The sequence below is a fragment of the Pelovirga sp. C15f genome (assembly GCF_057178085.1).
Genome location: NZ_JBXUCV010000002.1, coordinates 628,579 through 649,453 on the forward strand (window position 1 = coordinate 628,579; position 20,875 = coordinate 649,453).

The following is a 20,875-nucleotide window of genomic DNA, read 5'->3' on the forward strand; positions in this document are numbered from 1 at the left end:
GCGGGGGTTTGAATGCTCGATGTCATCCACAATATCCGGTTGCTCGATATTCTCGACATCTGCATTGTGGCTTTTATCATCTACCGGATCATTCTGCTGATCAAGGGGACCCGCGCCGTCCAGATGCTTCTGGGGCTGGCGGTGGTTCTTACTGTCTATATGGGGTCGCGCATTGGTGAGTTGCATACCCTCAACTGGTTTTTAAGCAACTTCCTGTCATCCATTATTCTCGTCATCGTTGTTATTTTCCAGAATGATATCCGGCGCGCTTTGATGCACGTTGGCCGCAATCCCTTTTTAGGGGGAGCGACCTACCACGAAGAATCCCACCTGATTGAAGAACTGGTAAAAGCCTGCGTCGCCCTGGCAAACCGTAAAATCGGTGCGCTGATTGTTGTTGAACGCGAAACCGGGATCAAGGACATCCTCGAATCTGGAACCCCTCTGGATGCTCAGATCTCTTGTGATTTGATCCGCGCCATCTTTATGCCCAGTTCGCCGTTACATGATGGTGCCCTGGTGATACAGCAGGGGCGAGTGAGCATGGCGGGCTGTTTTCTGCCCTTGACCCAGGGTAGCAACCTGTCAACGGAGTTAGGTACCCGCCACCGCGCTGCGATCGGCCTGACGGAACTGGCAGATGCCATTGCCATTGTGGTGTCGGAAGAAACCGGAAAAATTTCGGTCGCGGTCAACGGCGGCATGACCCGCAATCTTGATGCGACCAGTTTGAAAAAAGTTCTTGGACGCTTGCTTGAACCCCGCAAATCAAAACTGAAGAAAAAGGGCTAGGATGATGTTCAAGCTGATCACCGAAAACTGGACACTCAAGCTGATGTCACTGGTTTTTGCCCTGATGCTGTGGTTCTTCATCATGGGTGAGCGACGCCTGGAGGTGAACTACCGGGTTCCGCTGGAACTGCAGAACCTTCCCAGGGAATTGATGGTTGCCAATGAAATTCCCAGCATGGTGGACGTGCGCATCAGTGGCCCCCGTACCCTGTTGATGAAGGTCAGCCCCAACGATATCAGCATTACCGTCGACTTGACCGGCCTGAGTCCGGGCCTGACCTCCTTTCGTCGCCTTGAAGAGCGCCTCAATCTGCCCAATGGCTTGCGCGTGACCAGGCTGTCTCCATCGTTTGTCGATGTCCGCCTGGAGCGGATTCAGCAGAAAACTGTCCCTATTAGTATTCTTCTTGCGGGCGAGCCTATGAACGGATTTGGGGTCGGAACTGTCCGCGCCATGCCTGATCAGGTTGCCATCGAAGGTGCGGAGAGTGAACTCAAGAACGTCACCAATGTGACTACTGATGAGGTTGATTTGAGCGGTGTCAACAGCAGTTTCTCATTGATTGTGCCGCTGCAACACCAGGGGCGTTTCAGCTGGTTTAAGGATGAGCGAACGACGGAAATCCAGGTAGAAATTATCGCTGTTGAGGGTGCGGCTGAGGCAGGTCAGGAGCCGATCGAATAAAAAGAATGCCGACAGGCAAGGGAGGCCGCAAAACGATGGAAAAGAAACTTTTTGGCACCGATGGTGTACGGGGTGTTGCCAATATTGACCCGATGACCGCCGAGATGGCGATGCAGTTAGGGCGTGCCGTGGCCTATGTGTTCAAGCAGGATGCCGGGCGGCGCCACCGGATAGTTATCGGCAAGGACACCAGGCTTTCCGGTTACATGCTGGAAAATGCCATGGTTGCCGGTATCTGCTCGATGGGGGTCGATGTTCTGGTTGTCGGCCCGCTACCGACGCCGGGTATTGCTTTTATCACCTCCTCCATGCGCGCTGACGCCGGGGTCGTTATCAGTGCCTCCCATAATCTCTACCAGGACAATGGCATCAAGTTTTTTTCAGGCAGCGGTTTTAAATTGCCCGACGAAATGGAAATCAAGATTGAAGACCTGATCATTAATCATCGCATCGATGCCTTGCGGCCGATTGCCGAGGATGTCGGCAAGGCCTTTCGAATTGCCGATGCCATTGGTCGCTATGTGGTCTTCCTCAAAAATTCCTTCCCGCGCGAACTGGACCTGCAGGGCTTGCGGATTGTTCTCGATTGCGCCCATGGTGCCGGCTACCGGGTTGCCCCGGCGGTATTAACCGAGTTAGGTGCTGAGGTGATTGCGATCGGGGTTGAACCCAATGGACTGAATATCAACGACGGTTGTGGCTCCATGCACCCGGAGATCATGGCAGCCAAGGTCAAGGAATATCGTGCTGATCTGGGCATTGCCCTGGATGGCGATGCCGACCGGGTAATTTTTGTCGACGAACAGGGTCATGAGGTTGATGGCGATCATATCCTTGCACTGTGCGGCACTGAGTTGATGAAGAGCGGCAACCTGAAGAAAAAAACGGTGGTGGCAACGGTGATGAGCAACATGGGGCTCGAGATCGCGATGAAACAGGCCGGTGGCAAGGTGGTACGCACGGCGGTTGGCGATCGCTATGTGGTTGAAGAGATGATTCGCGGCGGCTATAACCTCGGTGGGGAGCAATCAGGGCACATGATCTTTCTTGATCATAATACCACTGGAGACGGTATTCTCTCGGCGCTGCAGGTTCTGGCGATCATGCAGCGCAGCGGCAAACCTCTGTCAGAACTGGCAAATGTGATGACCTCCCTGCCGCAGGTTCTGGTGAACGTTAAAGTCCGAAAAAAGGCGGTTCTGGGCAAGGTCGCAGCGATCAAGTTGGCAATGGCTGAGATTGAACAGGAAGTCAACGGTAAGGGACGTTTGCTGGTACGTTATTCCGGTACCGAACCGTTACTCCGGATCATGGTTGAAGGAGAAAATCAGGAGCGGATTAATCAGCTCGCCGAAGGCCTGGCAGCGATTGTGCGTGAACATCTCGGAGCCTGATCTGAATTTTTTCCATAGCAGGAACAAGGAGGCAGGAGTTGCCGAAGTTAAGTGTCAATGTTGACCATATTGCGACAATTCGTCAGGCGCGGGGCATTGATGAGCCGGATCCGGTAGCCGCTGCGGTGCTGGCGGAGTTGGCAGGTGCCCATGGAATTACCGTGCATCTGCGCGAAGACCGTCGTCATATTCAGGATCGCGATGTAGAGGTGCTGCGCAAAACAGTAAAGGTGCGGCTTAATCTGGAAATGGCGGCAACCGATGAGATGGTGGCTATTGCCCTCAAGACCCAGCCGGAAATCGTCACCCTGGTGCCGGAGGGGCGCCATGAATTGACAACCGAGGGCGGTCTTGATGTAAGCCTGTTGAAAACCGGGCTGAAGCAGAAGATTGCCCTGCTGCAGCAGGTCGGCATCGATGTCAGTCTGTTTGTCGAGCCGGACCTGGAACAGATCAAAGCCAGTCATCGGGTTGGTGCCGATATGGTTGAGATTCATACCGGCACCTATTGTGAAATGCGCACGGAAAAAGAGCGCCAGGAGCAGTTGCGACGCATCGATCTGGCTGGTGCGGCTGCCCGCAAGCTGGGCATGCGCACCAGCGCCGGGCATGGCCTCAATTATCGTAACGTGTCAGCAGTTGCTGCTTTGCCCGGTTTTGAAGAGTTCAACATCGGCCACAGTATCGTCGCACGTGCAGCCCTGGTCGGGATGGAGCGGGCAGTACGTGAAATGCTCGCTTTACTGAAGCGACCCTAGCCGTGGCCATCGTCGGTCTCGGCGTTGACCTGGCACGCATCGGGCGCTTTCGCACATTTGTTGAGAGGCGTTCGTCGGTGCTTGAGCGTATCTTCTGCCCGGACGAAAGGGAATACGCTCTGGCGCGCCGAGATCCTGCCCAGGCGCTGGCGGCGCGGTTTGCCGCCAAAGAGGCATTTTTCAAAGCTCTTGGCACCGGCTTGCGTGATGGCCTCTCATGGCAGCAGGTGTGTGTCCGGCGCAATGAGCTGGGCTGCCCTTCTCTGGTCCTCAGCGGCCGTGCCGCCGAAATGCTCGCGCAGCGCGGCGCAAAAAAAGCCTTGTTGAGTTATTCCCACGATGGTGACTATGCCGTAGCAACGGTTATTCTGGAGGCCTGATGGAGCTCTACAGTGCGGCGGAAATGATCGCGGTGGACCGTAACGCCATCGACATCCTGGGGATTCCCGGTACCGTGTTGATGGAAAATGCCGGTCGCGCTTGTGCCCAGTTACTCGAACAACACTACGCAGAGTGTTTCCCCGGACCGGTTGTGGTTGTTGCCGGTAAAGGCAACAATGGCGGTGATGGTTATGTCATTGCACGAATCCTTGCCGATCACGGCTGGCAGGTAACCACCCTGGTGCTGGCGGACGCGGAAAAAATTGCTGGTGATGCCGCTGTCATGTTACAGATTCTGCGTCATTGCGGCGGCCGGATAGATTTTGTCAACAATGGGGACATACTGGCGCAACGCTTAAATCAACTGCAGCCGCGTTTGATTGTCGACGCCGTGATTGGTACCGGCCTGGAATCCGAGGTTCGGGGCTTGCCGGCTGTTGCTATCGCCCTGATGAATGATGCACAGGCCCCTGTGGTTGCCGTTGATCTTCCTTCCGGTGTCGATGCTTCCAATGGTCGCATCTGTGGTTGTGCTGTGCGCGCTGATTTAACCGTCAGCTTCGATCATCCCAAAATCGGTCATTTCAGCACCCCCGGTGCCCTGCATGTCGGCGAACTTAAAGTTGTTGACATCGGTATCCCCGGTGCAAGCCGCCCGACTGATCTGTTGCCCCAGGCGTGGATGATCGATGTTACCGGCGCGCGCTCTCTCGTGCCGAAACGTCCGACATTTGCTCATAAAGGTACCTTTGGTCATCTGCTGGTGGTGGCTGGCTCTCCCGGCAAGACTGGAGCGGCGGCCCTGGCGGGTGATGCTGCATTGCGCAGTGGTTGTGGTCTGGTCACGGTTGGAGTGCCGGCATCAGTGCACGGGATTATGGAGGTCAAGCTGACGGAAGCCATGACCGTACCGCTCGCTGATCAGGACGGCTTGCTGGCGCTGGCCGCCGCTGACCGGATCGTGGACCTTGCGGCTTCCAGTCAGGCGCTGGCGTTAGGGCCGGGCCTGGGCCAGGGTGACGAGTTGCAGCAGCTGGTACGGCAGATTGTGACGACACTGAATCTGCCCCTGGTGATCGACGCCGATGGCTTGAATCTGCTCGCCGGTCAGCTTGATTGCCTGCTTGAGCGTCAGGGCGGGCCCCTGATCTTGACCCCTCATCCCGGTGAAATGGCACGTCTTGCCGGAATAAGCGTTGCGGCTGTTGAAGCTGACCGTTTCAACGTGGCACGTAACTTCGCGCGCCGGTATCAGATCATTTTATTGCTTAAAGGGGCGCGCACGATTGTCGCGGCCCCCGATGGCCGGGTTCATATTAATACCAGCGGCAACAGTGGGCTGTCCAGTGGGGGGAGCGGCGATGTCCTGACCGGTCTGATCGGTGGGCTGCTGGCGCAAGGGTGTGATCCTTTTGCAGCCGCCAGCCTGGCTGCCTGGTGGCATGGCCGTGCTGCCGAGCAGATTGCGGCCCAGCGCGGAACCGTCGGGATGACGGCCGGCGAGTTAATCCTTCAGCTGCCACTGGTGCGCCAGGAACTCGCACAACCCTAACCAAGGAGTACCCTTATGTTAACAGCACGGGACATCATGACCTCAGCCGTTGAGGCCGTCAGCGTTCATACCAGTTTGAAGGACCTGGCGAAAAAATTTATTGAAACCCGCTACAGCAACATGCCGGTGCTCGATGATAAGGGTAAACTGGTTGGGGTCATCAGTGAGACGGATCTTATTGAATACCAGCGTCCCCTTCATATCCCCACGGTGATGACTCTGTTTGACGGGGTTTTTGCTCTGGGGAGCGAAAAAAAATTCAAGGAGGAGGTTGATCGGGTAACCGCTACCAAGGTTGGCGATCTCTATCAGAAAAATCCGGTTACATGCTCTCCGGATACACCGGTCAATGAACTCGCCGGGCTGATGAGTAAACATAAGGTGCATCTGTTGCCGGTGATGGACGGTGAGCAGATGATCGGCGTGGTCGCGCGTCTTGATCTGATTCGGGTGATGGAAGACTGATGTCCCGGTGGTCGCTGGTCTCAACGAGTGAAGAGCAGACCCTTAAGATCGGTACGCTGATTGGCGGTTGTCTTGATGCTCCCCTGCTCATTCTGCTGCAGGGTAACCTCGGGGCCGGTAAAACTGTTGTCGCTCGAGGTATAGCACGGGGGCTGGGGGTTGCAGCCCAGACTCCGATTACCAGCCCGACCTTTACCCTGATGAATCATTACGCGGCCCGGCTCGATCTCTATCATTTCGATCTCTATCGTTTATCCGGGCCTGAGGATCTGATGGATATCGGTTTTGATGAATACGCCTTCGGTGACGGTGTTGCCCTGGTGGAGTGGCCGGAAAAACTGGAAAACCCGGATATCGCCGGAATCTGGATCGATATCAGCACAACTGCAGAAGACCAGCGCCAGTTGACCTTTTCGGGACGGGACGGGACGTCGCAACACAGACTTGAATTGATATTGACGCAACTTGGATCAGCAGGGCTTGACGTGCGCGAGATGGAAAAATAGCTTTGACCGGACAGGGGTTTCTTGTTATGAAGGATTCTTATATTAACGTTTATCTACCGACAATAATTGTCGGTTTTTCCTGATAAGGAGGAAAACAACTGTTATGGCTCTGATCGTTCAGAAGTACGGTGGAACTTCAGTAGGCACCGTCGAGCGTATCCAGAATGTCGCTCGCCGCGTTGCTAAAACCTTTGATGATGGCAATGAGGTCATTGTTATCGTCTCGGCAATGGCTGGGGAAACCAATCGTCTGGTCGCCCTGGCGAACGAAATCTCTGAAATGCCCGACGAGCGTGAATACGACGTGCTGGTGTCAACCGGTGAACAGGTGACGATCGCGTTGTTGTCCATGTGTTTGAAGTCGATGGGTTACAAGGCCAAAAGTTACCTTGGTTCGCAGATTCCGATGTTGACCGACAAGGCTTTCTCCCGGGCTCGTATCGAGGAAATCGGTGACAAAAACATCCGCGCAGATCTGAAAGCGGGTACCATTGTTGTCGTCGCAGGTTTTCAGGGTGTCGATTGTGATGGCAACATCACGACTTTGGGACGTGGTGGGTCAGATACCTCAGCGGTTGCTGTTGCCGCTGCCCTGAAAGCCGACGTCTGTGAAATCTACACCGATGTTGATGGTGTTTACACCACCGACCCGCGAATTGTTCCCGAAGCCCGCAAGATCGATAAAATCTCCTATGAAGAGATGCTGGAGATGGCATCGTTAGGAGCAAAAATTCTGCAGATTCGCAGTGTTGAGTTTGCCAAGAAATATAACGTCGTCGTCCATGTGCGTTCCAGCTTTGATGATTCGCAGGGAACACTTGTCATGAAGGAGGATCAAGAAATGGAAGCCGTATTGGTTTCAGGTGTCACGTTCAACAAAGACGAAGCAAAAATAAGTATTTTCGGTGTTCCTGATCAACCCGGAGTTGCTTCCCAGATTTTCAGCCCATTAAGTCAGAACAATATTACCGTGGATATGATCATCCAGAATATTTCCCACCAGGGTGCCACCGACATCACTTTTACCGTTCCCAAGACCGACTGTAAAAAAGCGCTGAAGATTATTGAAGGGGTGGCAAAGGATATCAGTGCCCGTGGCGTCAGCCACAACACCAATATTGCCAAGGTGTCCATTGTGGGTGTCGGAATGCGTTCTCACACCGGAGTCGCTACCACCATGTTTGATACCCTGGCGCGTGAGGGGATCAATATAGAAATGATTTCTACCAGTGAAATCAAGGTGTCATGTGTTATTTCCGATAAATATACCGAGTTGGCAGTGCGTGTTCTGCACGAAGCTTTCGGTCTTGATCGTCCGGCTGCAGAAGCCTGATAAAGTTTTTTTTGGATGAAAGGGTCTTTGTTCATGAGTAACAGAGTTTATCTGTACGATACAACCTTAAGGGACGGAACCCAGGCTGAGGATATCTCCTTCCAGATTCAGGATAAGGTGCGTATCGCCAAACACCTGGATGCGTTAGGGATCGATTATATTGAGGGTGGTTGGCCTGGTTCCAACCCCAAGGATATCGGTTTTTTCGAGGCCATCCAGAAGGAAACTCTTTCTCATAGCAAAATTGCCGCATTCGGTTCTACCCGGCGGGCTCGGATTACCCCGGATCAGGACAATAACATCAAGATGCTGATCGAGGCGCGTCCTGATGTGGTAACGATCTTCGGCAAGACCTGGGATTTTCATGTGCGCGAGGCGTTGCGTGTTTCCCTCGAAGAAAACCTCGATATGATCAACGATTCTCTCGCCTACCTGAAAGAGCGGGTGGGCGAGGTGATTTATGATGCCGAGCACTTCTTCGATGGTTACAAGGCTAATCCTGAATATGCGATGAAAACCCTCCAGGCAGCGGCTCAGGCCGGCGCTGATTGTCTGGTACTGTGTGATACCAATGGCGGTACCCTGCCTCACGAACTACCCATGATTATGGAGCATGTCCGTCGCGAGATTGATGTCCCTCTGGGCATTCATGCCCACAACGACAGTGAATGTGCGGTGGCCAATTCGCTCATGGCGGTTGTGGGTGGAGCGATCCACGTCCAGGGGACAATGAACGGCTTCGGCGAGCGCTGTGGTAACGCCAATCTCTGTTCGATTATTCCTTCGTTGATCCTCAAGATGAATAAGGAGTGTCTGCTTCCGGCAAGACTGGAAAGCCTGCGGCGCGCGTCACGGGCTATTTACGAACTGGCCAATCTGGCACCCCAGAAGCATCAGGCCTTTGTGGGTAACTCGGCCTTTGCCCACAAGGGCGGGGTCCATGTGTCGGCGATTCAGCGCCATCCGGAAACCTATGAACATATCCGGCCGGAATTGGTCGGCAACAAGACCCGGGTGCTGGTTTCCGATTTGTCTGGACGCTCGAATATTCTTGCCAAGGCGCAGGAATGTGGTATCAAGATTGATGATAAAGATCCGGTAACCCTTGAAATCCTTGAACAAATCAAGGAGCTTGAGAATCAGGGCTATCAGTTTGAAGGAGCTGAGGCTTCTTTTGAGCTGCTGATGCTCAGGGCGATGGGAAAGCTCAAGCAATATTTCCATATTACGGCCTTCAGGGTGATTGATACCCTGCGTGAGAGCGACCAGTGCCCGGTGTCAGAGGCGACGATCAAGGTTAAGGTCGGTGGTCGTGTAGAACACATGGCAGCTGATGGCAATGGTCCCGTCAATGCCCTGGACCGGGCGATGCGTAAGGCCCTGATCAGTTTTTACCCGCAGCTTGCAGAGATCAAGCTGCTTGATTATAAAGTCAGAGTGCTGCCTTCGAGCCAGGGTACCGACGCGATGATCCGCGTGCTGGTTGAGACGGGCGATAAGGACAGTCGCTGGGGAACCGTTGGTGTCAGCAGCAATGTCGTTGAGGCGTCCTATCAGGCACTGGCTGATGCTTTCACCTATAAATTACACAAAGATCAGCAATGACCACTAAAGATTCTTTGCCATGGGGGGGGCTGATGATGAAATGTCCAAAATGTAAGGGGAGAATGCAGGCGGAAACCTACTATAACTTTGTAAGATCCTATGAAGCCTGGCGCTGTACATCCTGCGGCGAAATTATCGACCAGACCATTCTGGTCAATCGTGAGCGTCCTCACAAGGAAGACTAGCCTTTTTGCATAGTGAAAAAATCACAAAAAGCCGGCCACCTTTGGTCCGGCTTTTTGTGATTGTGGGGAGCAAATCATCTGTTTTTTGATGTTTAGGGATTGTTTTGGCTGTCAGGTTGAGCTGATCATGGGAACTGAACGCATAATCGATGCCGGATGGCGGAACAGCTGACCTCAATTACTGATACAGGAGTTTTACCATGAACATTGCCAGACATGAGGTTCATTTGAACCTTAACGTTCGAGGGTTGCCGGTTTCAGCAACTCTTAACATTAATGAACAGAGCAACCGTTTGATAGCAGAAGGAAAAACTGTTTATAAGTTGGGATTGGGACAATCACCTTTTCCTGTCCCCCAGTCAGTTGTAAAAGAGCTCCAGAATAATGCCCATCAGAAAGATTACCTCCCGGTACGAGGATTGCCCGCTCTGTGTGAAGCTATCGCCGGTTATTATCGTCGCTCCCAGAATCTGACGATTTCGAAAGAAGACGTTCTGATCGGACCCGGTTCAAAAGAGCTCATGTTTATCCTGCAGCTGGTTTATTACGGAGATCTTGTTATACCGACCCCGAGCTGGGTCTCCTATGCACCCCAGGCCCACATTGTCGGCCGTCATGTTCGCTGGCTCAGGACGGAAGAAAATAATAACTGGTTGCTGTCCGCGGAGGAACTGGATTGTTTTTGTTCTGTCGATCCTGATAAACCGCGTATTGTCATTCTTAATTATCCCAATAATCCGACCGGCTGTTCCTATACTGATCAGCAGTTGCAGGAGCTGGCAGCAGTTGCACGAAAATATCGGATTATTCTGCTCTCGGATGAGATTTACGGAGAGCTGAATTTTAACGGCAACCATCGTTCGATTGCCCGCTATTATCCCGAAGGGACAATTATCGCCAGTGGTTTAAGCAAGTGGGCGGGGGCCGGTGGGTGGCGTCTCGGATCTTTTGCCTTTCCAGCAGAGTTGCGGTGGCTAAGTGACGCGATGGCTGTGGTTGCCAGTGAAACCTTTACCGCCACCAGCGCACCGATACAATACGCAGCAGTGAAAGCATTCCAGGGAGGGGCAGAGATAGAGCGTTACCTCGTCAATTGTCGCAGAATTCTCAAGGCGCTGACAGACTGGATCTGCGCAAAGCTGACCGCGGCAGGAGTTTTTGTTGCCAGGCCGGACGGGGCTTTTTATTTGTTGCCCGACTTCGAGCCATTGCGTGAAAAACTGGATAGCAGGGGAATCCAAAACAGCAGCATCTTGTGTGAGCGACTGCTGCGTGACACCGGTGTGGCTATCTTGCCGGGGAGCAGTTTCGGTCGTCCTGCTAACGAGTTGACGGCACGTATTGCCTGTGTCGATTTTGACGGTGCCAAAGCCCTCGCTGCGGTCGAACAGATTGGTGCCGACAGGGAGCTGGGAGAGATCTTTTTAGCTGATTATTGTGAGAAAGTTGTTGTCGCAATTACAAAAACCTGTGAATGGCTGGAAGCAGGGGACTAAATCACATCCGCGGTGCTTGTGGTCCGGTGCGAACGTCCCAGGTCAGTTTCAGCAGGCCGGCAAAGGCGATCAAGGCAAAAAATATACCGCGCCAGAAGGTTGGTTCTTTTTCTTCACTGATAAAAATAGGGGTGCCGGAGGTTTCTATCCCCATTTCTTCCAGCAGGCTGACTAGTTTCTTCTGATTTGAGTTAGCAACCAGTTCGGCTGCCGTCATTCCGGTGAGATTCCGCTGGCTGGAAAAGATATGATCATTATCCTTGAGAAAATTGTGACGCTGGGCTTCCGAGTCGAGAAGAAAGTAGTATGTTGTCAATGCCTCAAGGATGTCAGGGTCTCTGGTCTCGAACCAGACCCGGTAGTTATTGTTTTCAGGTGAACTGGTCAGGGGTACCAGAAAAGCTTCAAAGTCCATGCTGCCGGTCATGTTGATGCCCTGCAGAAAGTCGGGGTATCCTCCCGAAACAGCCAGCCATTCTCTCGGGGCTTTTTCCAGCGTCTCGAGTTCCGCTATGGAGATTGCCAGGGGTTGCGGGTTGCGCAGATACAGGCTGATATCCTTATAGGCGAGCCAGGAAAGCACCAGACAGACAGCAATCAGGGTTACGCGGAATCGATTCATATTTATCACCATAAAGAACGGGCCGCCCTGTCAGTGGCGGCCCGTTCACAGGACATTGTTTTGGACTGATCCAATCAGTTATTGGATGGTTCCGTTGCGTGGCCGATGTTGACATCTTTTTGTGTTAACAGAGATATCACAACCAGCGCAAGAAATGACAGCGGTATGGAGATCAGCGCCGGGCTGTTGAACTGAATCGGTGCCTCGGCCGGCAGCTTGCCGTACCGCAACCACATGTCCGGCGATATCAGAATGAGGCCGAGGGAACTGACCAGACCGACGGTAATCGATGCTGCTACGCCTCGCGCTGTGGTTTTGCTCCAGAACAGCAGCATCAGGATGGCCGGCAGGTTAGCCGAGGCGGCAACGGCAAAGGCCCAGCCGACCAGGAACGAGACGTTCATCCCCTCGAACACGATCCCCAGGTAGATGGCAATGGCCCCGACACAGACCGCCGATATTTTGCCCGCGCGGACCTTTGTGCGATCGTTCATTTTTAACCCGAGAAAATTGTCGAGCAGATCGTGGGCAATGGCGCCCGATGACGCGACGATCAGGCCGGAGACCGTACCCAGCACTGTGGCAAAGGCCAGCGATGAAATGATGGCAAAGAGAAACACGCCAAAAGACAGGGCCAGCAGCGGTGCCGACATGTTGTTGTCGAGCAGGTTGATAACCCCGCTGGTCATGGCGCCCATCCCCATAAACAGGGTCAGCAGGTAGAAGAAGCCGATGCCGGCGATGGCGACGATGGTCGACTTACGTGCGGCCGCCTGGCTTGGCACCGTGTAATAACGGATCAGAATGTGTGGCAGCGCTGCGGTTCCGCAGAACAGCGCCAGCATCAATGAGATAAAGTTGAACTTTTCCATCGGGGTGGAGTTGTCGACTTTAAAGCGCAAGCCGGGGCGCAGAACCTGTGCTCCTGGCGTCGGCTTTTGATAGTAAATGGTGGTGATTCCGTCGGCATCAGGGACATAGGCTTTTCCCCAGAGAACGATCGTCGACTCAGTCAGTGCAGAAAGATAGCTGAACGGCCCGATTGGTCCGGTAGCAAGCATCTCTTCACCATTGACAACCAGTTCCTTGATGTGGCCGACCGGGAAAAATTGGCCGTCTTCGGCAGGCGAACCGTTGTAAAATCTGGTGCCGTCATTGAGGCGAGTGGCATAAAGGGTCTCTTCCAGGCGGTACCCCTCAGGGGTTTCATGCAATTGCCAGATCGACTCATTGCCGTTCTTTTCAAGCTTGACGAACCCTTTTTCACCGAAGATCGAATCGAGACCAGCAACTATCCGGTAGCTGCTGTCTTCGAGTACCAGAGCGCTGTCGGCGTAGAGGGTGGTGAAATCGTGGTAGGGTTTGCCATCATTTTCCGGGGTGGTTGAAAGGCCACGGAAGAGTACCATGCCGACCAGGACGGTCGACACAATCAGTAACATGGCACCTTTAAAGAACTGGACATAGGTCGTTGATGCCATCCCTGCAGTCGCAACAATCATGGTAACAACAACGCCAACGATGCAGACCCCGACCCAGTGAGGCAGGCCCATCAGTGGCTGCACCAGAACACCGGCACCCACCATCTGTGGAATCAGGTAGAAAATTGAAACCAGCAGGGTGGAAATGGCTGCCATGAGCTGAATTGACTTGGAGTTGAATTTAGAGTCAAGGGCATCGGTAAAGGTATACTTGCCCAGGCGTTTCATCGGTTCGGCGACCAGGAACAGGGCCACTATCCAGCCGGCAAGGTAGCCGATAGAGTACATCCAGCCGTCATAGCCGGAGGTCGCGATCATGCCGCAAATTCCGAGGAAGGATGCCGCCGAGAGGTAGTCGCCGGCAAAGGCGATGCCGTTGGTCATCCAGTGGATATTACCGCCTGCGGCGTAGTAGCCTTCGGCTGAACTGGTACGACGGGCGAGATAGAAAGAGAGTCCGAGAACAAACAGAACAAAGAAGATAAACAGACCGATAGCCAGTGGTGATTGTGTATATATCATCGTTCGGTTCTCCCTTAGCTGTTATAGCGTTTTTCTGCTTGAGTGCAGAAGTGGTTATAAATCACTGCCATAATCAGTGCGAGACCGAGCAGAAAGAACCCCCAGATAACGGCGGCCGTTTGACCAAAGATGATGGTTTCCATCGTTTTAGGTGCGTAGACATTCAATCCAATAAAAATGACGTAAAAGATTGTGTAGCCAAAAAACATCTTTACGCCCAGGCTGGTTTTAAAGCTGGCAGCATCATCTTTGCCCAACTTTACGGCAGGTCCGTGTCCCATAGAAAATCTCCTCTCGTTCATTATAAAATTGTGATCGGGGTTGATCACATATTCAACGGTTGTCCACGTTTGCAAGGGGCAGGCAGAAACCCTATTTGATTGAATTTTACCAGCTGTCTGTTGGTGAGGTTAAAAAATGCGAAATAGTGGCTTTTGGATTCGGCGTCATAATACGTTGTTATATAAACGTGTCAACAGAAAAAATGTGCAAAACCAGCGTTTATCTTGTCAAAATAGCGTTCTATTTTATTGGTTGTGAGCTGCCGGCCGGGATGTGTTTGAGCGGTTGAAAAGTTAATGCATAGGGGTGTGTAGCCTGGCGATGGGTTCTGGTCGGTTGAGGTGCTCATGGGTAATCATGAACTTCGTGCATGCCGGGAAGGCTGATGGCCGTAGTGCTTCATGCTGCATTACAGTTGTTCGGGGGAAAAGCAAACGACCTCATCGATTGTCGGCTGATCGCAGAGCAGCATGATCAGGCGGTCAATGCCGAGGGCAATTCCTGCAGCATTTGCGAGAGTTTCGAGCTCCTCAAGGTATTTTTCCGGCAGCGGGTATGGAGGTTTCCCCGCCTCCCGGCGCTGTTTTTCTTCCCTTATGAAGCGCTGTCGCTGTTCTGCCGCGTCGGTTAGTTCGGTAAAGCCGTTGGCCAACTCAAACCCGGCAATATAAAGCTCGACCCGTTCCACGCAATCTGGATCATCGGTTTTTAAGCGCGCAAGGGAGCCTTGCAGGGTTGGATAGTTGACAAGAAACAGTGGTTTATTCCGGGGAAGGGCGGGTTCTATTTCATTGCTGATCAGTTCCGAAAATTTTTTTTCGTCGGTAATTTGCGATAGCAAAGTAGAACTGTGTTGCGAAAATGCCTGTTTGACGGTTAATCGCGGCCACGGCGTTGAAATGTCAACTTCGTGTCCCTGCCAGATGAATGTCTCCTGGCCTACCAGATGATTGATGAGTTTTTCGCAGTCATGCATCAGTTGGTGATAGTCGCAGTCGCGCCGGTACCATTCGAGCATCGTGTATTCAGGCAGATGACGTGGACCGCGTTCTTCGGCTCGCCAGCAATGACAGATCTGAAAGATGTTATCGTAGCCCGCAGCCAGCAATCGTTTCATGCACAGTTCCGGTGAGGTCTGCAGATACCAGCCGTCACTTAAGATCGCATCGATATGGAGTTCCGGAGCGTTGGCGGGGATGCGCGCAGGGGTTTCGACCTCGATAAAGCCCTGTTCAATAAAGAACGCCCGAATCTTCTGGAGGATTCGGGCGCGCTGTTCAATGGTTTTACGTTTGCGGGCCAGTTGCCAGTTTGGTTCCACGATCATTCCTTGACGCGGGTTGCATATGCTCCGGTACGGGTGTCGATCTGGATCAGGGTGCCTTCTTCGACAAAAGAGGGAACCTGGAGGGTATAACCTGTCTCCACGGTGGCTGGTTTGTTGTTGCCGGCGGCGGTGTCGCCTTTGACCCAGGGGTCGGCTTGCATAACCCGCAGATTGACAAAGTTCGGCAGACTGATTCCGATGCCGCGATCACCATGCATGAGAATTTCTACGTCCATATTGTCGACGAGAAAATATTTATCATCCGCCAGGGTTTCTTCGGACAGGGTGATCTGTTCGTAGGATTTCTTGTCCATGAAAACATAGCCGTTGTCATCCTGATACAGATATTGCATTTCCCGCTCCTCCAGGTGTGCGGGTTCGAACGATTCGCCGCTGCGGTAGGTGCGGTCAAAGAGGCTGCCGGTAATCATGTTGCGCAGCTTGCATTTATACAGGGCCTGGCCTTTGCCCGGCTTGGTGAAATCATACTGGGCGATGACGTGAGGTTCACCATCGATCATCACTTTCAATCCTTTTTTCAGGTCGGAACAGTTATACATGGTCTGGCTCCTTCAATGGTTTTTTTCGAAGGGCGCATTTAAGCACAGTCAAACCGCTGTTGTCATGGAAAAAAGCGCGGGCCGGCGGCAGCATTTTACGGCGTAGATTCGGACGCTCCAGTATCATCCTGCAGGCAGCCGCAGTGATTGTTCAGGCGCTCATAGAGGGCAATCTGGTCGCGTATCGACAGACGCGGCGGAGTCATCGGTTTCAGGCATAACCGGCAGCGTTCGTCGCTGCACCATTGGCAGTGGCTGCAGTCAGGGCAGGAGTGTTTTTTTACAGATTCGGTCATGTCGACCATGTTACTGCCAACGATTAATAAGGGGCAAGAGCACGAACGGTTGCAGGTTGATTTTTGCGCTGACGATAGAGATAGCCGGCTTCGAGCATTTCAGCTGCAACCAGTAGGGCAATCGCAAGCGCTATCCCGGATATCGCGGGTTGCCAGGTGACCAGGGGCCACCACAATAACAGCAGAAAACTGCTCTTGATCAGGGTCGAGCGTCCCAGTTGGTGGGTCTGCTCGGCCCCGGAAAACCAGCCGCGCAACAGGTTGCTGGCAGCATACATGAAAGGGAACAGGGCACAGGCGGCGAAAGCCAGGCGCAGATAGTCGCGCAGGTCGGTTTCAATGCCCAGAAACCGGCCGAGAATCAGTTGATGGAGGGGGCCCGCTGTGAGAAGGATAATCACCCCCATGACAGCAGACAGGCTGCAGCTGAAATAGACCAGGGTGCGGTAATCATCCGCCGATTTAACCAGGGTCATGTAAGTCTGTTGCAGATTACGCATGGGGCCGGCCAGCAGAAACAGAAATCCGCGGATGACCCCGAAGGCCGCCAATGCCAGGGCGCCATCGTGAAGGCGACCGATAATGGCGCTGATGAGCAGGGGAATCGTTTGTTGCAGACATGATGAGTAGGCCAGAGGAAACGCATAGCGCAGGATATCGGCGGTACTTTTTTCTCCTCCGTGGCGCAGCAGGGGCGGGTGTACTCGCCAGGCAATCCACGAGATCACCAGGGTTTCGGTAACAACGCAACTGACCAGGGCAAAGGCGCCAAGTTGGGCGCCATCAAACCAGGTGCGTCCGACCAGCAGAAACAGAAACAATCCGCCAACGCGGACACCGGTCGCCAAAGAGACCAGGCCGGTGCGCCGCGCACGGATCAGCATTCCCTGGCTGAAACCACGCATGCCGGTGAAAAAGGGGAGCAGGGTCATGACCATCAGGGCTTTTTGAGCCTCCAGGGCCACGTCGACAGGGGTTCCGAGCAAGGTGACGAGGACAAGATCACCTAAGGGAGTGAAGGCGATCAGCCCGAGCATCAGGGTGACATAAAGCGCTACCAGAAGAATAAACGTCAGGACGCCCTTTAACGAGTTTCGTCCGCGCACCATGGCAATAGTGACGGTGTGGTTCTGATAGGAGGGTGAAGAAATGAACAGGTGGACAATCATGGCGACAGAGATGCCGGCTAGCGTGGTTACGTAATTTTCCATCCGCGCCAGCGCACCATTGATAATGGTATGGGAGATGCTCATGAGCTGTACATTGAGCAATAGCGGAAAGAAAAACCAGGAAATTTCGCGATAGGTCAGACGCGGATCGGTCACCAATTTTTTCCCGGCAACAGAGTCAGCAGGTCCCTGGCATCCGTAACCTGGTAGTCAGGAACGTAATCGCCGCAGTGTCCGAAACCGTAAGCACAAAAGCAGGTAACGATGCCGGCATCCCGGGCAGCGTAAAGATCAGTATGATGATCACCAACCATTAGCGCCTGTTGCGGGTGGCCGTCCAGCTGCAGTAATGCCTGTTGCAGCGGGTAGGGATGAGGTTTTTTGTGAGGATAGGAATCGCCGCCGATGACCACCTTGAAGAACTGTGCAAGGTTGAGTCCCGCGAGAATCCTGCGGGTATAGAGGACCGGTTTGTTGGTGACCAGTGCCATGCGCTCAGGATCATGTCGCTGCAGCAGTTCTACAATTCCCGGATAGCAATGGGTCTGGTCGAGGAGGTGCCGGCCATAGAGCTCAAGGAAACGCTCCAGGTGGTGTTGTTCGTAAAGATCATCTCCCAGGGCTCGCTTGACCAGTATCGTTGCCCCATCTCCAACCATCCGGGCAACCTGGGCAGCTGTCAAGGGCGAGAGTGCCAGCTCCTGACGCAACAGGTTGATGGCGGTCAACAGGTCAGGAAGAGAGTTGACCAGAGTGCCGTCGAGGTCAAAAATCAGGAATTCTGGTTGCGGATCTGCTAACAAATCAGTCGCGCTCCCCAAAAATGGCTGTGCCGATACGCACCAGGGTTGCCCCTTCCTCGATCGCAACCTCGAAATCACCACTCATTCCCATGGATAACTCGTTCATGCTCACCCCCGGAATCTGCTCTTCTGTGATCATTGTGGCAAGTTCCCGCAGTTGTCGGAAAAACGGGCGCACCTGTTCCGGGTCACCAAGGTCGGGTGGAAGGCACATCAGACCGCGAATCCGAAGATGAGGCAAGGCGGCAATTTGTCTGGTCAGCGCCGGCAATTCAGCGATAGCACAGCCGGCCTTACTGTGTTCATCTCCGACATTGACCTGGAGCAGGATCGGCGCAACGGCATCAATCTTTCCCCATTGTCGGTTAATCTCTTTGGCCAGGGAGAAGCGATCCACCGAGTGGATCAGCGCCACCTTGCCGCTCAGATATTTCACCTTGTTGCTTTGTAGCGCGCCGATAAAGTGCCATTCGACCGGACTTTTTACGGTGGTTTCCTTGTCCCGGAACTCCTGAACGTAGCTTTCGCCAAAGAGTTGCTGACCGGCGGCAAAGGCTTCGTCAATCAACTCTGCCGGTTTGACCTTGGAAACGGCCACCAGACGGACATCAACGGGGTTGCGTCCGCTGGTGGCGCAAGCATCGCCGATGCGGGCGCGAATCTGATTGATATTGTTGCGGATAAAGGTCATGGCGAGTCTCCAGTAAAAAACAGAGCTGTTTTTCCGGACAGAAACTAGATCATCAGGGGAACGCCCAGCTCCTTCAACGCCAGGGTCAGGCGGCATAGAGGCAGACCGACGACATTGCTGTAGCTGCCTTCAATGCCACTGACAAAACAGGCGCCAATCCCCTGAATGGCGTAGGCGCCGGCCTTGTCAGCCGACTCCCCAGTGGCAATGTAGCGCGCAATTTCTGCTTCTGTCAATTGCCGGAAATGAACCTTGGTAATGACCGCTTCCGCGCGCCGGGTTTGCTGCCGGCGGTCGATGACGGCGTAGCCGCTGACCACCAGATGACTGGTGCCGGAGAGCTGGCGGAGCATCGCGGCAGCGTCATGATCGTCAGTCGGCTTGCCGAGGATCTGCTGGTTACAGACGACGACGGTATCGCTGCCGATGATCCAGCGGGCCCGGGTGTCAGATCGCCCGGCAATGTCGCGGGCCTTGGCCAGGCTTAGGCGGATAACCAGATCGCTCGGCGCCTCATCGGGTCTGATGGTTTCCGCAACGCTGCTTGGCATCACGCTGAATTCAAGGCCGATCTGTTCCAGCAGTTCCTTGCGGCGTGGGGAAGCCGATGCGAGAATCAGGCTGTCATCCATTTCCAGTCACCAGCGCGTTAGCGCGTTCTGCCAGAATCTGCTGCCACCAGGCGGGCAGCGCCGCCAGGGCACGTTCCGCCATGGCCAGGCGGCGCTCAGTACGTTTTCTTCGGCCCCCTTCCAGGGGTGGAAAAAGGCCGTAATTGACATTCATCGGCTGAAAGTTATCAGGGTCGGCGTCTGCCAGATGGCCCAGCAAAGCTCCGAAGGCGGTTTCAGCTGGAGGCGCGGGGGCACTGTTGCCGTACAGGTGACAAGCAGCGAACAGGCCGGCAAGAAAACCGCAGGCGGCGGATTCAACGTACCCCTCAACCCCGGTGATCTGACCGGCGGCATAGATGTGCGGGGCACGTTTAAACTGCAGGGTTTGATTCAGGCAGGTCGGAGCATTGATAAAGGTGTTGCGATGCATGCTGCCGAGCCGCGCAAAGCGTGCCTGCCCAAGACCTGGAATCATGGTGAAAATGCGTTTTTGCTCCGGATAGGTCAAGCGCGTCTGAAAACCCACCATGTTGTAGAGGGTGGCGTGGTGGTTGTCCTGGCGTAACTGAATAACCGCATGCGGAGGTCGCCCGGTACGTGGGTCAGGCAGACCGACCGGCTTCATCGGGCCGAACGAGAGGGTTTGATGGCCACGTGCGGCCATCTCTTCGATCGGCATGCACCCCTCAAAGTGGGTCAGTTTTTCAAACTCACGTCCGGCTACCTTGTCGGCGGCAAGCAGTGCGGCAACAAAATCATCGTAGTCTTCTTTGCTCAAGGGACAGTTGATGTAGTCATCACCACCGCGTCCGTAACGTGATGCGCGCCAGGCAACGCTGGTATCGATGGAGTCAGCTTCAATGATCGGTGCGATAGCGTCGTAAAAATAAAGATGCTCATTCCCGGTCAGCTCAGCCAGGGCCACCGACAGGCGCTCTGAGGTCAAGGGGCCACTGGCCAGAATGGTAACACCCTGGCCCGGCAGTTCGGTGACCTCGGTTCTCTTCAGCTCGATCAACGGATGGGAGGTGATTTTTTCAGTGATATAGCGGGAAAAAGCATCGCGGTCGACGGCCAGGGCACCCCCAGCCGGCACCGCGGTCGCATCGGCAGCTTCAATGACCAGGGAGCCGCAGCGGCGCATTTCTTCCTTGAGGCAGCCGACCGCATTATTCATCCCACTGCCACGCAGGCTGTTTGAACAGACCAGTTCGGCCAGGTCAGCACTTTCGTGGGCAGCAGAAAAATGCAGCGGCTTCATTTCCAGCAGCTGAACATTAACGCCGTGCGCAGACGCCTGCCAGGCCGCCTCGCAACCGGCTAGGCCGGCGCCGATGATGGTCATCTTCATTGATT

General features: G+C 54.0%; 23 protein-coding genes. 12 read left to right on the plus strand and 11 right to left on the minus strand.

Features of this window, described 5'->3' with window-relative positions; genetic code table 11:
• The first annotated feature begins 12 nt into the window (after nt 1-12).
• The 12 genes from cdaA (at nt 13) to AC1931_RS08170 (ending at nt 11,152) form a co-directional block, all read left to right on the plus strand.
• Nucleotides 13-792, plus strand: a complete 780-nt coding sequence (gene cdaA, locus AC1931_RS08115; RefSeq protein ID WP_483876746.1) for a diadenylate cyclase CdaA — start codon at nt 13-15, stop codon at nt 790-792.
• A gap of 1 nt (nt 793) precedes the next feature.
• Nucleotides 794-1,477 (plus strand): CdaR family protein, encoded by a 684-nt coding sequence (locus AC1931_RS08120; protein WP_483876747.1) that lies wholly within the window; start codon nt 794-796, stop codon nt 1,475-1,477.
• Between the two features lie 35 nt (nt 1,478-1,512).
• Entirely contained in the window at nt 1,513-2,871 is a 1,359-nt protein-coding gene (gene glmM, locus AC1931_RS08125) for a phosphoglucosamine mutase (protein WP_483876748.1), read from the plus strand.
• 38 nt (nt 2,872-2,909) lie between these two features.
• Complete coding sequence (locus tag AC1931_RS08130; RefSeq protein ID WP_483876749.1) at nt 2,910-3,629, plus strand: pyridoxine 5'-phosphate synthase; 720 nt, start codon at nt 2,910-2,912, stop codon at nt 3,627-3,629.
• 2 nt (nt 3,630-3,631) lie between these two features.
• Complete coding sequence (locus AC1931_RS08135) at nt 3,632-4,009, plus strand: holo-ACP synthase (RefSeq protein WP_483876750.1); 378 nt, start codon at nt 3,632-3,634, stop codon at nt 4,007-4,009.
• The gene (locus AC1931_RS08140) at nt 4,009-5,562 is read left to right on the plus strand and encodes an NAD(P)H-hydrate dehydratase (RefSeq protein ID WP_483876751.1); all 1,554 of its coding nucleotides are present in this window, start codon (nt 4,009-4,011) and stop codon (nt 5,560-5,562) included. Before AC1931_RS08135 ends, AC1931_RS08140 begins: the two co-directional genes overlap by 1 nt.
• A 15-nt stretch (nt 5,563-5,577) precedes the next feature.
• Nucleotides 5,578-6,027 (plus strand): CBS domain-containing protein, encoded by a 450-nt coding sequence (locus tag AC1931_RS08145; RefSeq protein WP_483876752.1) that lies wholly within the window; start codon nt 5,578-5,580, stop codon nt 6,025-6,027.
• On the plus strand, nt 6,027-6,533 hold the full coding sequence (tsaE, locus tag AC1931_RS08150) for a tRNA (adenosine(37)-N6)-threonylcarbamoyltransferase complex ATPase subunit type 1 TsaE (protein WP_483876753.1): 507 nt from the start codon (nt 6,027-6,029) through the stop codon (nt 6,531-6,533). Before AC1931_RS08145 ends, tsaE begins: the two co-directional genes overlap by 1 nt.
• A 103-nt stretch (nt 6,534-6,636) precedes the next feature.
• The gene (locus AC1931_RS08155) at nt 6,637-7,866 is read left to right on the plus strand and encodes an aspartate kinase (RefSeq protein ID WP_483876754.1); all 1,230 of its coding nucleotides are present in this window, start codon (nt 6,637-6,639) and stop codon (nt 7,864-7,866) included.
• A 33-nt stretch (nt 7,867-7,899) separates the two neighbouring features.
• The gene (gene cimA / locus AC1931_RS08160) at nt 7,900-9,471 is read left to right on the plus strand and encodes a citramalate synthase (protein ID WP_483876755.1); all 1,572 of its coding nucleotides are present in this window, start codon (nt 7,900-7,902) and stop codon (nt 9,469-9,471) included.
• Between the two features lie 35 nt (nt 9,472-9,506).
• Entirely contained in the window at nt 9,507-9,656 is a 150-nt protein-coding gene (locus AC1931_RS08165; protein WP_483876933.1) for a TFIIB-type zinc ribbon-containing protein, read from the plus strand.
• A gap of 200 nt (nt 9,657-9,856) precedes the next feature.
• Nucleotides 9,857-11,152 (plus strand): pyridoxal phosphate-dependent aminotransferase, encoded by a 1,296-nt coding sequence (locus AC1931_RS08170; RefSeq protein WP_483876756.1) that lies wholly within the window; start codon nt 9,857-9,859, stop codon nt 11,150-11,152.
• A 1-nt stretch (nt 11,153) separates the two neighbouring features.
• On the opposite strand, the gene AC1931_RS08175 is transcribed toward AC1931_RS08170, so the two are convergent.
• From AC1931_RS08175 to trmFO, 11 genes are all read right to left on the minus strand, one after another.
• Nucleotides 11,154-11,774: a hypothetical protein gene (locus tag AC1931_RS08175; protein ID WP_483876757.1), complete on the minus strand. Its 621-nt coding sequence runs from the start codon at nt 11,772-11,774 to the stop codon at nt 11,154-11,156.
• Nucleotides 11,775-11,848: 74 nt separating this feature from the next.
• Entirely contained in the window at nt 11,849-13,777 is a 1,929-nt protein-coding gene (locus AC1931_RS08180) for a sodium/solute symporter (protein ID WP_483876758.1), read from the minus strand.
• 14 nt (nt 13,778-13,791) lie between these two features.
• Nucleotides 13,792-14,058, minus strand: coding sequence for a DUF485 domain-containing protein (locus AC1931_RS08185; RefSeq protein WP_483876759.1), 267 nt, complete (start codon nt 14,056-14,058; stop codon nt 13,792-13,794).
• A gap of 410 nt (nt 14,059-14,468) precedes the next feature.
• On the minus strand, nt 14,469-15,380 hold the full coding sequence (gene epmA / locus AC1931_RS08190) for an EF-P lysine aminoacylase EpmA (protein ID WP_483876760.1): 912 nt from the start codon (nt 15,378-15,380) through the stop codon (nt 14,469-14,471).
• A 2-nt stretch (nt 15,381-15,382) separates the two neighbouring features.
• Nucleotides 15,383-15,946: an elongation factor P gene (gene efp / locus AC1931_RS08195; RefSeq protein ID WP_483876761.1), complete on the minus strand. Its 564-nt coding sequence runs from the start codon at nt 15,944-15,946 to the stop codon at nt 15,383-15,385.
• A gap of 95 nt (nt 15,947-16,041) precedes the next feature.
• Nucleotides 16,042-16,242: a hypothetical protein gene (locus AC1931_RS08200; RefSeq protein WP_483876762.1), complete on the minus strand. Its 201-nt coding sequence runs from the start codon at nt 16,240-16,242 to the stop codon at nt 16,042-16,044.
• A 23-nt stretch (nt 16,243-16,265) separates the two neighbouring features.
• Nucleotides 16,266-17,567: a hypothetical protein gene (locus tag AC1931_RS08205; protein ID WP_483876763.1), complete on the minus strand. Its 1,302-nt coding sequence runs from the start codon at nt 17,565-17,567 to the stop codon at nt 16,266-16,268.
• Entirely contained in the window at nt 17,564-18,214 is a 651-nt protein-coding gene (locus AC1931_RS08210) for an HAD family hydrolase (protein WP_483876764.1), read from the minus strand. Before AC1931_RS08210 ends, AC1931_RS08205 begins: the two co-directional genes overlap by 4 nt.
• A 1-nt stretch (nt 18,215) precedes the next feature.
• The gene (locus tag AC1931_RS08215) at nt 18,216-18,905 is read right to left on the minus strand and encodes a YggS family pyridoxal phosphate-dependent enzyme (protein WP_483876765.1); all 690 of its coding nucleotides are present in this window, start codon (nt 18,903-18,905) and stop codon (nt 18,216-18,218) included.
• Nucleotides 18,906-18,949: 44 nt separating this feature from the next.
• A complete protein-coding gene (locus AC1931_RS08220; RefSeq protein ID WP_483876766.1) occupies nt 18,950-19,537 on the minus strand; it encodes a Maf family protein in 588 nt (195 codons plus the stop codon).
• On the minus strand, nt 19,530-20,870 hold the full coding sequence (gene trmFO / locus AC1931_RS08225) for a methylenetetrahydrofolate--tRNA-(uracil(54)-C(5))-methyltransferase (FADH(2)-oxidizing) TrmFO (RefSeq protein ID WP_483876767.1): 1,341 nt from the start codon (nt 20,868-20,870) through the stop codon (nt 19,530-19,532). Before trmFO ends, AC1931_RS08220 begins: the two co-directional genes overlap by 8 nt.
• Nucleotides 20,871-20,875 lie beyond the last annotated feature (5 nt).

What these genes read in the sequence shown, in the direction of transcription:
- AC1931_RS08180 (WP_483876758.1), bottom strand. Translation starts at nt 13,777, where the DNA reads ATGATATATACACAATCACCACTGGCTATCGGTCTGTTTATCTTCTTT.
- AC1931_RS08155 (WP_483876754.1), top strand. Translation starts at nt 6,637, where the DNA reads ATGGCTCTGATCGTTCAGAAGTACGGTGGAACTTCAGTAGGCACCGTC.
- tsaE (WP_483876753.1), top strand. Translation starts at nt 6,027, where the DNA reads ATGTCCCGGTGGTCGCTGGTCTCAACGAGTGAAGAGCAGACCCTTAAG.
- AC1931_RS08145 (WP_483876752.1), top strand. Translation starts at nt 5,578, where the DNA reads ATGTTAACAGCACGGGACATCATGACCTCAGCCGTTGAGGCCGTCAGC.
- AC1931_RS08165 (WP_483876933.1), top strand. Translation starts at nt 9,507, where the DNA reads ATGAAATGTCCAAAATGTAAGGGGAGAATGCAGGCGGAAACCTACTAT.
- AC1931_RS08200 (WP_483876762.1), bottom strand. Translation starts at nt 16,242, where the DNA reads ATGACCGAATCTGTAAAAAAACACTCCTGCCCTGACTGCAGCCACTGC.
- AC1931_RS08185 (WP_483876759.1), bottom strand. Translation starts at nt 14,058, where the DNA reads ATGGGACACGGACCTGCCGTAAAGTTGGGCAAAGATGATGCTGCCAGC.
- AC1931_RS08220 (WP_483876766.1), bottom strand. Translation starts at nt 19,537, where the DNA reads ATGGATGACAGCCTGATTCTCGCATCGGCTTCCCCACGCCGCAAGGAA.
- glmM (WP_483876748.1), top strand. Translation starts at nt 1,513, where the DNA reads ATGGAAAAGAAACTTTTTGGCACCGATGGTGTACGGGGTGTTGCCAAT.
- AC1931_RS08140 (WP_483876751.1), top strand. Translation starts at nt 4,009, where the DNA reads ATGGAGCTCTACAGTGCGGCGGAAATGATCGCGGTGGACCGTAACGCC.
- AC1931_RS08120 (WP_483876747.1), top strand. Translation starts at nt 794, where the DNA reads ATGATGTTCAAGCTGATCACCGAAAACTGGACACTCAAGCTGATGTCA.
- efp (WP_483876761.1), bottom strand. Translation starts at nt 15,946, where the DNA reads ATGTATAACTGTTCCGACCTGAAAAAAGGATTGAAAGTGATGATCGAT.
- trmFO (WP_483876767.1), bottom strand. Translation starts at nt 20,870, where the DNA reads ATGAAGATGACCATCATCGGCGCCGGCCTAGCCGGTTGCGAGGCGGCC.
- AC1931_RS08170 (WP_483876756.1), top strand. Translation starts at nt 9,857, where the DNA reads ATGAACATTGCCAGACATGAGGTTCATTTGAACCTTAACGTTCGAGGG.
- cdaA (WP_483876746.1), top strand. Translation starts at nt 13, where the DNA reads ATGCTCGATGTCATCCACAATATCCGGTTGCTCGATATTCTCGACATC.
- AC1931_RS08215 (WP_483876765.1), bottom strand. Translation starts at nt 18,905, where the DNA reads ATGACCTTTATCCGCAACAATATCAATCAGATTCGCGCCCGCATCGGC.
- AC1931_RS08175 (WP_483876757.1), bottom strand. Translation starts at nt 11,774, where the DNA reads ATGAATCGATTCCGCGTAACCCTGATTGCTGTCTGTCTGGTGCTTTCC.
- cimA (WP_483876755.1), top strand. Translation starts at nt 7,900, where the DNA reads ATGAGTAACAGAGTTTATCTGTACGATACAACCTTAAGGGACGGAACC.